The sequence below is a fragment of the Anaerococcus sp. Marseille-Q7828 genome, assembly GCF_949769285.1.
Taxonomy (GTDB): Bacteria; Bacillota; Clostridia; order Tissierellales; family Peptoniphilaceae; genus Anaerococcus.
In genome coordinates this window covers 1511049-1522631 of record NZ_OX458331.1, presented here as the reverse complement: position 1 = coordinate 1522631, position 11583 = coordinate 1511049, and the positions used below count along the sequence as shown (strand labels likewise).

11 protein-coding genes are annotated in these 11583 nt (G+C 32.1%); 9 read left to right on the top strand and 2 right to left on the bottom strand.

The features are described from left to right. The first annotated feature begins 2 nt into the window (after positions 1-2). From QNH69_RS07275 to QNH69_RS07255, 5 genes are read left to right on the top strand one after another with little or no spacing between them, the layout of a single operon-like run. Positions 3-719, top strand: coding sequence for a hypothetical protein (locus QNH69_RS07275; protein ID WP_282929829.1), 717 nt, complete (start codon positions 3-5; stop codon positions 717-719). Between the two features lie 43 nt (positions 720-762). Then, a complete protein-coding gene (locus QNH69_RS07270; protein WP_282929828.1) occupies positions 763-1515 on the top strand; it encodes an ABC transporter ATP-binding protein in 753 nt (250 codons plus the stop codon). 6 nt (positions 1516-1521) lie between these two features. After that, entirely contained in the window at positions 1522-3396 is a 1875-nt protein-coding gene (locus tag QNH69_RS07265; protein WP_282929827.1) for an FtsX-like permease family protein, read from the top strand. After that, complete coding sequence (locus QNH69_RS07260) at positions 3389-4066, top strand: response regulator transcription factor (protein WP_282929826.1); 678 nt, start codon at positions 3389-3391, stop codon at positions 4064-4066. Before QNH69_RS07265 ends, QNH69_RS07260 begins: the two co-directional genes overlap by 8 nt. Next, positions 4063-5061, top strand: a complete 999-nt coding sequence (locus QNH69_RS07255; protein WP_282929825.1) for a HAMP domain-containing sensor histidine kinase — start codon at positions 4063-4065, stop codon at positions 5059-5061. Before QNH69_RS07260 ends, QNH69_RS07255 begins: the two co-directional genes overlap by 4 nt. 73 nt (positions 5062-5134) lie before the next feature. On the opposite strand, the gene QNH69_RS07250 is transcribed toward QNH69_RS07255, so the two are convergent. Both QNH69_RS07250 and QNH69_RS07245 read right to left on the bottom strand, forming a co-directional pair. Further along, positions 5135-6517, bottom strand: coding sequence for a GntP family permease (locus QNH69_RS07250; protein ID WP_282929824.1), 1383 nt, complete (start codon positions 6515-6517; stop codon positions 5135-5137). A 9-nt stretch (positions 6518-6526) separates the two neighbouring features. Further along, a complete protein-coding gene (locus QNH69_RS07245) occupies positions 6527-7666 on the bottom strand; it encodes a glycerate kinase (protein WP_282929823.1) in 1140 nt (379 codons plus the stop codon). Between the two features lie 128 nt (positions 7667-7794). On the opposite strand from QNH69_RS07245, the gene QNH69_RS07240 reads away from it, so the two are divergent. The 4 genes from QNH69_RS07240 to QNH69_RS07225 all read left to right on the top strand — a co-directional run bounded on the left by QNH69_RS07240 (position 7795) and on the right by QNH69_RS07225 (position 11577). Then, the gene (locus QNH69_RS07240; protein WP_282929822.1) at positions 7795-8811 is read left to right on the top strand and encodes a transglutaminase domain-containing protein; all 1017 of its coding nucleotides are present in this window, start codon (positions 7795-7797) and stop codon (positions 8809-8811) included. Positions 8812-8864: 53 nt separating this feature from the next. Next, complete coding sequence (locus tag QNH69_RS07235; RefSeq protein ID WP_282929821.1) at positions 8865-9368, top strand: macro domain-containing protein; 504 nt, start codon at positions 8865-8867, stop codon at positions 9366-9368. Continuing rightward, positions 9352-10275, top strand: coding sequence for a hypothetical protein (locus QNH69_RS07230; RefSeq protein WP_282929820.1), 924 nt, complete (start codon positions 9352-9354; stop codon positions 10273-10275). Before QNH69_RS07235 ends, QNH69_RS07230 begins: the two co-directional genes overlap by 17 nt. Positions 10276-10383: 108 nt before the next feature. After that, complete coding sequence (locus tag QNH69_RS07225; protein ID WP_282929819.1) at positions 10384-11577, top strand: hypothetical protein; 1194 nt, start codon at positions 10384-10386, stop codon at positions 11575-11577. Positions 11578-11583 lie beyond the last annotated feature (6 nt).

The window sequence follows — 11583 nt, the reverse complement described above, 5'->3', positions numbered from 1 at the left end:
TTATGAAAAAAAGAAATATTTTGTTTGCATCAATGGCAGTTATATTAGGGCTTGGTATATTTTCTGGATTTGACAATAACTACTACCAAAAAGAAAATGACGAAAGAAGAACTGAATTAACATCAATAAAAGAAAATGCAGATGATCTTACAAGAGAATTTATCGAAAAGCTAGAATCAAAAGAGAGGTCCAATGGGATTGAGTATTGGGAGACAAAATCAGAAGATGGGTCAGTAGATTATATTAGTATCAGTGGCTGTGATCAAGAAAATGATATAGATATCGACGGAAGATTAAAAAATAATTACCTAAATGTCTTTATATCTAAAGGCGATGACAGAACTTGGATAGATACACAAACTAATCTTTATCATAGTGATAATAGATCTGATTATGACATTCCAACAATAAGTACAACAAATGAACTAAGTTTTGGTGAAGAAAGTGTACTTCGAGCTTTAGATAATTATAATAAGGTGGAAAAAACAGATTTTGGCTATAAGGTTACTATTTCTGATGACCTTAACTACGGATATTCTTTATATGATGAAAATGGAGATTTATTTCAGACATATCTTGACAATAGCCAAGGTAAGGTTACAAGTAAACTTCTAGAAACAGATGAAGATGTGCTAGATGTTTATGAAAGATATATGTCCTTGACAAGTGAGATGACCTATACAGATAATATAGCTGATATAAAGGAAGCTGCTAACTAAGCAGTTTTCTTTTTATAATGTTATAATATTTTTGAGGCATGCTATGGATTATAAAAGAATTTTACAAATTAAATATCTTGAAAAAACTTATGGAAGAGGAAAATCTTCATTTACTGCCATAGATGAAATGAGCTTTGATGTTTTGGATAGTGAATTTTTTGCTATAATGGGAACAAGTGGTTCTGGTAAAACTACACTATTAAATATGCTTGCAGGAGTATCTAAAGTGACTAATGGGGAAATCATATTTGATGGTAAGGATATTAATAGCTTTAGCAGAAAGGAATTAGAAAATTATAGGGGAAATCTTGTGACCTATATATTTCAAGACTTTAAATTAATTGATAATATTTCTTCCCTAGAAAATGTGCTAATACCTTTTAAAATCCATAGCAAAAGATGGGATATGAATAAAATTCATAGACTAGCAAGGCGAATGGATATTTTTGAACTACTAAATAAATATCCCAAAGACTTATCTGGAGGACAAAAACAGAAAGTTGCTGCCCTTAGAGCTATAGCTATTGATCCTAAAATAATTCTAGCTGATGAACCTACGGGAGCGCTTGACTCAAAAAGTTCTATTGATTTACTTAAGATATTAAAAGATATTAACAAAGTAGAGAATACTACGATAATAATGGTGACCCATGATTCCTATGCAGCTAGCTTTGCAAATAGGATTATGTTTATAAAAGATGGGAAAATAATTAATGAACTTATGATGGGGGATAATGAGAGTCAAAAGGACTATTATAATAGGATTAACAAGGCAAACAAGCAAATCATCGTGTGAGATATTATGAATAGAAACTTCAAAATAAATTTGAAAGCAAATAAATCTAATGATTTAATTTTAAAAATATTAATTATTTTTACTGTGTTTTCATACTTACTATTGAGTATTCAAAACAATGAGATTTTTAAATATTTATATGAAGATGGCAGGAACTATGTAATTACTAATATCTTTAATACTTATATTCTAGCAATTGCTTTATTTGCAGTTCTTAGTTACTATGGGCTAAAAAATGAGGTTTATAATAACCATGATGAAATAAAACTTTTAATTAATATGGGATTAGAGAGAAGTAAGCTATACATGATCTTGCTAAGTTCTATAGGTCTTGAAACATTTTTGGGTTTTATTCTTGGACTTCCCTTGGGAATTTTACTGGCTGAAATTATTGACTTGCTATCAATTTTAATACTGGATTTAAATATTGGAGCCCATAGGATAAACTTTGATGCAAAAGCTATGGGACTTACCCTTGCTCTGCTTGTATTATTTGTCATGCTTTCATTAGCCATAATTGTATTATCACTAGGGAAAAAGTATCAGGATAAAGTAAATAGTAATAAAATTCCAGTATTAATAATACAAGTTCTTTTAATCCTTGGTTTTGTCTACTACGCCAGTGATAAGGCCATAATGAATTTTTTTAAACTTACTTTATTTTTAATAGCTATTGATATTCTTATAATATTTTTTATAAGAAAATTAATAAACGCATCCAAAGTTTATAGCTATGAAAAATCTTTGTTTTTATCTCATACAAATGAAGCAAAAATAACTCTGATATTTATTTTAATTGCGCTTACAGTATCTTTAGCTAACCTAAACAAATCTTTATTTGAAATTGGCTATTATTTGACAGATTCGAAATTGAGGCCTCATTTTAGTGTTTTTGAAGATATTGATGTCATAAATGATATAAGAGAAGATTATAGTAATATTTTTTCTGATATTTATCCTATTAATATTAGTGGATTTTCTGATATTGATGATAGTGACTTTAAAAATGAAATAGAAAATCTAGTTGATTTAACAAATGGTTATACGGTATCTTCTCCAAAGATCATGGCCTATTCATCATATAAAAAAGTATTTGGTGATAAGGCCATTAATCTTAGTTCAAAAGAAGATTCAATTTATTTGTACTCTAAGCAAATAGATAGAACTAGTTTTGCAATTATAAATGCATACTTGGAGGATAATGAATCATTTATAAATATAGGGGCTTTAAAATTTAAGGTCAGTGCTGTAGCTAGATCTGACATAATTTTTGCTAATGATATGTATTGGGATAGTAATATTTATGTTATTAAGGATGATATATACGACAGATTTGTAGGAGAGAAAAAGCCAATAGCCTATAATTTTGTAGTATCAGATGATTATATAAAAAAGTATGGCAAAAATACAGCTTTGGAGAAAATCAGGAATGATTTCTTTAAAAGAAGTATTAGATTTGAATCATTAGTGTGGATGATTAAGCAATCTTATAGTAATATCTTGTCCAGACAATTTGTTATGATATATCTTTCAATAATACTAATACTTATATCTGGATTATTTTTGTCAATTAACATAATGGCATTTTTTAATAGAAAGTCTAATGACTTTAAAGTTTTATCTCTTCTTGGAGATACAGCAGAAAGTTTGTTGGAAATTCAAAAGTCACATATTGTTAAGATTTATAGTCTCATTATATCTTTGTCATTGATAAATTATTTTTGTTACTTTAGATATATAAAATCGATAAGCACAGAATATGTATATTTTAGATCAAATTTTTATATGCTAGCTTTTTATGTTTTGATTCCGGTCTTTTTTATGTTATTAATGCTTATTAGTGAGAAACTTGTTTCATTTAAGGATATTAATTATGAATAAGAAAAAAGTATATATTATAGAAGATGATAGGATAATTGTAGAAGAGTTAATAAAAATATTTACATCTAATGGTTTTGAAGCTATAGCATTGGATGATTTTAAAGATGATCCAGAGTTGATGGAAATTCCAAAGGCAGATTTGATTATTTTAGATATAAATTTACCAGGTGTTAGTGGTTACGAAATTCTATCACATATTAAAGAAAACTTAACTATACCAGTTTTAGTTTTAACCAGTAGAGATAAGCTAGATGATGAACTTCTGAGTTTTGATTTGGGAGCAGATGAATTTTTGACAAAGCCAGTTATGTCTAATAGACTCATTGCAAGGGCCAAAAAACTACTTAATATCTATCAAAAATTTTCTGATGAGGAAAAGATCAAAGATTTAATTCTTGAAACTAGTACAAATAAGTTGACCTATAAAAATACTTTTATAATACTTAGCCAAACAGAAAGTGACTTATTAAAAGCTCTAATCAAAGCTTATCCAAAAACTTTGACTAAGGATGAGCTTTTAGAATCTGGCTGGAATACCATTTATATCGATGAAAATATCCTACAAGTAAATATTAATAGATTGCGAAAGAAACTTATAACAATAGGCATAGATGATTTTATCATAACTGTAAGGGGAATTGGTTATAGATTGGACACGGATAAATTATGAAATATAGTTTTTTGAAAAATACAGCAAAGCCAATAATAATATTACTAAGCACTATTCTGGTATTTTGCTTAGTTATGAAAGTCCTCAAAGTAGAAAATTTTGATAATATTTTTATATTCTTAATTTTATATTTCATAATTTGTGTATTTATATTGTTAGTCAGTGAAATTAATAGACAAAAAAGAATCAGAAAGTTAGTTTATGAATTTTATGATAATATGGATTTTTCGAAAAGAGATAAATTAATTGATGAACTAGGCATAGATTATAAGCCCTTAGTTGACAGTGTATTTTATAATCAAAATAAACTATTATCAAAATTCCAATATAATAGGTCTGAATTGATAAAATATAGGGAAATAATTGAAAAATGGGCTCATGATATAAAGACTCCCCTGGCTGCATCTTCTTTGCTAATTGAAAATAATAAATCTAATATGGATTCCGATTTATATCAAAAACTAAATATATCAAATCAGCAGATAAAGAATAAATTAGATACAGTATTATTTTACGCAAGGTCTAATTCTAGTAAAAAAGATTATACAATGAAAAAAGTAAATATAAAAGAAGTTTTAGAAAATACACTTATTGACTTCTATCCTACTATTATGGAGAAGGAATTAAAAATTGTAAACAATACCTTTGATGTAGATGTAATTAGTGATTATAATACTTTGGGCTTTATAATATCACAGTTAATTTCCAATAGCATCAAATATGCTGATAGTGAAATAATTTTTGCAACCATTAATAACCACGGAATGAGACTAAGGGTGTCAAATGACGGGTCAGTGCCTTCTACTAGAGATATGCCCTTTATATTTGAAAAATCTTATACAGGTAAGAATAGTAAAGGATCAGCTTCAACTGGACTTGGATTATATCTAGTAAAATCATTTGCTGATGATTTGGGAATTGGTGTTCATGCCATGATAACAAGTGATGATAAATTTTTAATTGAGCTTATTTTTAAAGATATAAATGAATTTTAGTTTTAAAGCTATATTATTGAAACTAGGCAGAATCCCTTGGACCTGCCTAGTTTTTCATTTTTATTTAGAAAAATTAGTGTAAGAATAAAGATAGGATAAATACTCCTAGCATACCGCAAATACCTTCTACTAGAGTTACCATTGTTTGAGTTTTGTAGCCGTCTTCCGCGCGTAGGCCACCGAATTTGGTTACTACCCAGAAATATGAGTCGTTGGCGTGGGATACTGTCATTGCTCCTGCTCCTATAGCCATTACTACTAAAGCTGAACTTACTGTTGAGTCAAGGCCAAGGACTGGAAGTAGTGGTGCTATGATTCCAGCTGATGTTGTGATTGCAACTGTTGATGAACCTTGAGCTGTTTTTAGTATTGCAGCTATGATAAATGGAAAGAATATTCCTATACTTTGAAATACTGTAGCATTGTCTGTGATAAATCCAACTATGCCAGAGTTCGCTATAACTTTGCCCAAAACTCCGCCAGCTGCTGTTACAAATAGAATTGGTCCTGCAACTTTTAGAGACTCGTTGACAATGTCGTAAAGATGGTCTATTTTTCCCCTACTATTTAGGAGAATGATACCAAAGATAAGTCCTACAGCTAGAGCTATGATTGGAGTTCCTAGGAATAAGAACAAATCATTGACAAATCCTTCTGCTTTCATAATCTTAAATATATTGCTTAATGCCATAAGTATTACTGGGATTATAATTGGTGCTAGTGATAAGAATCCACCTGGAAGTGTGCCGTATTCGGCTTTTATCTCTTCGTAAGTTTTCAAATTATCATCTTCTACTAATTCTTCTATATTTGCACTTTGTCTTTTGGAATAAAAATATGCACCAGCTAGGGCTGGGATAGATACTAATAAACCAAGACCCATTACAAGCAATAAGTCGCTACCTACACCTATGGTATTTGCTGCTGCTATTGGACCTGGTGTAGGAGGTATAAATACGTGTGATGCATATAGACCTGCAGATAAACACATGGTCATTGCTACTGATGAAGCTGCTGTTCTTTTGGTTAGGGCCTTTCTAATAGGGTTAAGGATTACAAAACCAGAGTCACAAAATACTGGGATGGATACAACCCAACCCATTATTAGCATAGCTAGCTCTGGTCTTTTTTCTCCAACTAGATTTACAACCATGTCTGCAAGCTTAAGGGCTGCTCCAGTTTCTTCCAAAAGCGTTCCTATTATGGTTCCAAGGATGATTACTATACCAATCGATGTAAATGCACCTGAGAAACCTTCGCCTATTACATTGGCAATACCTGAGACAACCGTACCATCTTCTGCAGTTTGATCCACAAGTGGGATACCAGCTATGAGTCCAAAGACTAAAGAAACTGATAAGATGGATAAGAATGGATGGATATTTAGTTTACTAATCATAAATATCATTAGTACAATTGTCACTATAAAAACAATTATTAATGGTATACCTGTCATTTTTTTCTCCTAATTTTTGTATAAATATATTAATCTAAATACTTGATTAACACATCTGCGTAAATTTTCTTCTGCTTTTTTGGCATCCATGGCTTCTTCAACAGTCCTTATTTGATCTAGGATAGGGAAGAAAGCATCAATGCCATGCTTGTTCACTTCTATGGCATCATTATCGACTACTCCTGCAAAGGCAATAACATTAGCACCGTATTTTTTGGCAAGTTTTGCAACTCCTGTAGGAGCCTTGCCCATTGATGATTGAAAGTCTATTTTACCTTCACCGGTTATTACCAAATCTGCATTACTTAGATAATCATTGACATTTAGCATTTGTAGGATTAGTTCTATACCTGGAGAAAGTTCGGCCCCTAGATAGTTTTTAAAAGCATAGCCTAAGCCTCCAGCTGCTCCGACTCCTGGATAAGTGTCGTCTGCATTCTCTATAACTTCAAGAGTTTTTTTGTGAAATAAAGATAAGTTATTATCTATTATCTCGACCTCTCTAGGATTTGCTCCTTTTTGTGGGCCGTAGACACTAGCAGATCCCCTTTTGCCAGTAAGCGGATTATCAACATCACATGCTATTTTGAATGTAGCTTCTTTAAGCCTAGGATCAGCTTGCGAAAGGTCAATTGCTGATAAGCTTCCTAAACCCTCGTTTGATGGATGGATGTTATTGTTATTTTTATCATAAAATTTAAAGCCAAGAGCAGATAACATACCTATCCCACCATCATTTGTTGCTGAGCCACCGATACCAATAATGAAATTTCTTATTCCCTTATCAAGTGCATCTTTTATCATAGTCCCAACGCCATAAGTGCTTGCCTTTAGAGGGGAGAATCTGTCTTTTATCAAGATCAAACCCGCAGCCTGGCTCATTTCCATTATAGCCAGATTTTTATCTTTTATTATTACATAATTGCCAATAATTGTTTCAAAAAGCGGATTTTCAACTTGGACTTCGATAAGACTGGCCCCATCAAGTTCGCTCATAGATTCTACAGTGCCTTCACCTCCATCAGCTACAGGAAGTACTGTAATATCTTCTCTGGGATTAAGCTTTTCTATCTCGTCTTTGATAATGTTTCCAGCTTCTGAGGATGATAAAGATCCTTTGAAGGAATCAATCATTATTAGGATTTTCATAGGTCACCTCCTTTATATAATTTTAAACTAGAAAAACGTTTTTGTAAATTAAATGATATAATTTATCATGGTCTAAGAATTTTGCTTAAATGTGGTAAAATACTAATACAGAGATTTCGAGGGATAATATGAAAAAAATTATTTATATTTTAATATGTTTAATACTATCTTCATGCACCAACAAATCTAAGGAGGGTGGTGTTCCACCTATTGATACATTGAGCGAAGATAGGATGATTGATGAAAGCAAGGTATCTTTGGATGATAAAAAGCCCAAAAGTCCTATTCTTAAAGAACCACCATTTAAGGCAAAGTCATTAGATTATGAAATAATAAAGCCGGGTTTTTTGCTTGAAGATAGGTTTAGAGACCTAAGAACTCAGGACAAGTACGCTGTGATGATGGTTGAATATTATGATGATGTAAATCAGACTTTTCATGTAAGTAGAATCCTAACAGAAGCTTTAAAGGATCCAAATGTAAAGATCGAAAATGATTTTGATGACAAGATGGACTTTGCTACAGACCTATTTTTGCTAAGCCCATTTTATTCAAAGGGTAAAATTGAACCCTATATTTACTATAATTACTGGTTTGATGAAAGGACTTTCTCTTTAAAACCTAGATATGTCATTGAGGAGAACACCAAAACCTATCTAAATCCAGATGAAGAAAAGGCAGTAGAAAGTCAAATCAAGGTTCTAGTCGACTATGCAAACGAAAATTACGACAATGACTATGATAAGGCATATTATTTTGCGCTCTGGTTAGCCGAAAATAACGACTACCAATACCACGGAGATAAGGATAATATCATAGAAAACAATATGTACGGAGCCTTGGTAAAGGGATTAAGCCAATGTTCTGGTTTTGCCCAAAGCTTTACAAGACTCTGCCAAGAGGTAGGAATTCCTTGCTATTCAGTTACAGGAAATACAGAAGATCCTAATAGACCTGATGACTACTCTGGAGAACACCAGTGGAATGTAATAATGCTTGATGATACATGGTCCTATGTCGATGTAACAGGCATGGTTGCCAATGGCAGCGATTACTATTACTATTATTTTGATAGGTCAAAGTATGAATTTGTTGACTACTATGTGAGCAAATTCTACAAGGACATTGAGGAGTATATAAGATGATTGTAAACCCATAACAAGTGGGCAGGGATGGACAAATTTTATTAGAGGTATAGATGAGTTTTAAGATAGTTAATGAAGATATAGCAAGTATGAATGTAGATGCTATAGTAAATGCGGCAAATACTGGACTTAAAATGGGTTGTGGAGTTTGTGGAGCCATCTTTAGAGCTGCAGGAGCTGATAAGCTTACTAAGGCATGCGATGACCTAGCACCAATAAATACAGGAGGTGCTGTCATAACAGATGGATTTAATCTAAAGGCGAAATATATAATCCACACGGCTGGTCCAGTGTATAATCCAAATAATGACGAGGAATCTGTAAGGCTATTGGAAAATTCTTACAAAAATTCCTTAATTCTTGCTAAGAAAAATTATGTTTCATCGCTTGCTTTTCCTTTGATATCTGCTGGGATTTATGGATTTCCCAAAATCAAAGCTTTTGAAATAGCAAAAGAGACAATTGAAAATTTTCTAAAAGAAAATGATATGGACGTTTACCTTACTATAGTTGATAAGGAAGTAATAGATAGGATGAATAATGGAACTTACAGATAAATTTGAATTTGATTCTTGCAAGAAGAAAACACCATATACTATAGACCATGGAGAAATCCCTATTGAAATAAGCCCTGATTTAACAGAAGCAATCTACTATTTGCTCTGGTATGTGCCAAATATAAAGTCAGAGCAATCAAAAAAGAACGAACTTTTATTAAATCCCCAATACGACAATTATATTTTCTTAGAAATAATGAAGGCTATGAATTTAGAAGATGAGGATGTTTTATTTACAGAAACAATTGATGAAAAGATCATAAAGCCCTTTCTAAAAGAAGTATGTCCCAAAGAATATAAAATTATTATGACCATATCTCCTGGAGAGACAAAAACTATGGCTTTGTTAAGACATATAAGAAATGCTATTGCTCATGGGAATTTCAATATCATTGACGATACTTTGCTAGGCTTTGACATACAAAGAAATGACAAGGAGACAGAGTATCGTGGATTCTTTAAGATTAATCCAACTGATTTACTTAGGGCTCTAAAGAAAATCCAATTTGACTATAACTCTCAAAAACTTATCAAAACAGCCTTTAAGAATTGTGGCTACCACATAGAAGACTATCAAGACAAATACCAAAGAAGCCACGATTTTGAATTATTTGCCAGAAAAAATAAAAAGAAATATGCCATAGATATCAAAAATTATGAATACGAAAAAACTGTGGATAAGGAATTTATTGATGATTTGGTCAAGCAATACGAAGGACTCATAGAAGGAATAACTCCTGTATTAATAATCCATTCATCTTACCTTGATGATAAGAGCAAGGATGAGCTTTTAAAGCATGATGTTATTATCCTAGATGTAAAGAATATCAAGAAAATGATTAAGGGCAGAGACATGGTAAGAGAGATTGAAAGAGCCCAAGATATCAAGGCTAATATCAGCCAATAATTTTAATAATATTATTATTTCTTCCAAAAAAGTTTAAAAACCTAGTGAATGGGTAGAATATAATTAGTAACAAAATTATATTTTATTGTTATTATAAAAGGAGGAATCATGACTGAAAAAAATAATAATGATTCAAAAAAAGAAATTTTTGAAACAGAGAAAAATGTTGAAAGATCTAGCAGGAATACTAATAGAGCTCCACGCAGAAGCGAGAGAGAAAGAAAGCAAAGACCAGGTGTTCCAGTATATGAACAAGCAACAAGCGCTATACCAGCTGGCAACAACCTTTCTTGGGCATCAATACTAGCTGGAGCGGTAACAGCAGCAGCTTGCTTTGCTACACTAAGCTTACTTACAGCTGCCTTAGGATTTGGCCTATTCTCACCAACAACTAGTGATCCACTATCAGGTGTTGGAGTTGGAACAGGTATTTGGACTGCTATCACTCTAATCCTATCATTTTTAGCAGGTGGATTTGTTGCAGGTTATTCAGCAAGATCAACAGGTAAATTGCACGGTGCTATTACTTGGGCAGTTACACTACTTCTATTACTAACATTTGTAATAAATGCTATCGGTCAAGTACTAGGAGCAGCAGCAAATGTAGCAGGAACTGCAGCAAATACAGCAGCTAACGTTGCAGGAAATGTAGCAGGATCAACAATTTCAGCTACAGGCGATGCAGTAAGTGCTGGTGTAGAAAAAGCTGGAGATGCAATTGGTGAAGTAGACACAAAAGAACTACAAGAAAATGTTGAAAAATATCTAAGCGATACAGATATTGAAGAATTACAACCAGAATATCTAAACAATCAACTTGAAGAATCAAAAGATGAGATTGGTCAAGCAGTTAAAGATATTGCACTAAACCCAGAAAATGCAAAAAATATCATTTCTGATTTAACAAAATCACTTCAAGATAAGGCTAATACAATAGCTGATTCTGCTGATAGAGATGCAATTGCAAATGCAGTGGCACAAAACTCTGATCTAACACAAGAAGAAGCAGAAGAAGTAACTGATAATATTTACAATGGCTTAGTTGAAGCTAACAAGCAAGCTCAAACAGCCCTAAACGATGCGTCAACACAAATTGACAACTATGCAACAGAAGCTGAAAACAAAGTAGACGAAACAGTTGAAAATGCAAAAGAAGGTGCAGATGAAGCATCCAAAAAAGCATCAGCTAGTTCAGTAATCACATTCCTTGGCCTAATTGCAGCTCTTGCACTATCAGCATGGGGTGGCCAAATGGGTGAACAAAAAGCAAAAGAGCTTGTAAGAAAAGAAACAATTAGATAATAATTT

What these genes read in the sequence shown, in the direction of transcription:
- QNH69_RS07265 (WP_282929827.1), top strand. Translation starts at nt 1,522, where the DNA reads ATGAATAGAAACTTCAAAATAAATTTGAAAGCAAATAAATCTAATGAT.
- QNH69_RS07260 (WP_282929826.1), top strand. Translation starts at nt 3,389, where the DNA reads ATGAATAAGAAAAAAGTATATATTATAGAAGATGATAGGATAATTGTA.
- QNH69_RS07235 (WP_282929821.1), top strand. Translation starts at nt 8,865, where the DNA reads ATGAGTTTTAAGATAGTTAATGAAGATATAGCAAGTATGAATGTAGAT.
- QNH69_RS07230 (WP_282929820.1), top strand. Translation starts at nt 9,352, where the DNA reads ATGGAACTTACAGATAAATTTGAATTTGATTCTTGCAAGAAGAAAACA.
- QNH69_RS07270 (WP_282929828.1), top strand. Translation starts at nt 763, where the DNA reads ATGGATTATAAAAGAATTTTACAAATTAAATATCTTGAAAAAACTTAT.
- QNH69_RS07250 (WP_282929824.1), bottom strand. Translation starts at nt 6,517, where the DNA reads ATGACAGGTATACCATTAATAATTGTTTTTATAGTGACAATTGTACTA.
- QNH69_RS07245 (WP_282929823.1), bottom strand. Translation starts at nt 7,666, where the DNA reads ATGAAAATCCTAATAATGATTGATTCCTTCAAAGGATCTTTATCATCC.
- QNH69_RS07255 (WP_282929825.1), top strand. Translation starts at nt 4,063, where the DNA reads ATGAAATATAGTTTTTTGAAAAATACAGCAAAGCCAATAATAATATTA.
- QNH69_RS07225 (WP_282929819.1), top strand. Translation starts at nt 10,384, where the DNA reads ATGACTGAAAAAAATAATAATGATTCAAAAAAAGAAATTTTTGAAACA.
- QNH69_RS07240 (WP_282929822.1), top strand. Translation starts at nt 7,795, where the DNA reads ATGAAAAAAATTATTTATATTTTAATATGTTTAATACTATCTTCATGC.
- QNH69_RS07275 (WP_282929829.1), top strand. Translation starts at nt 3, where the DNA reads ATGAAAAAAAGAAATATTTTGTTTGCATCAATGGCAGTTATATTAGGG.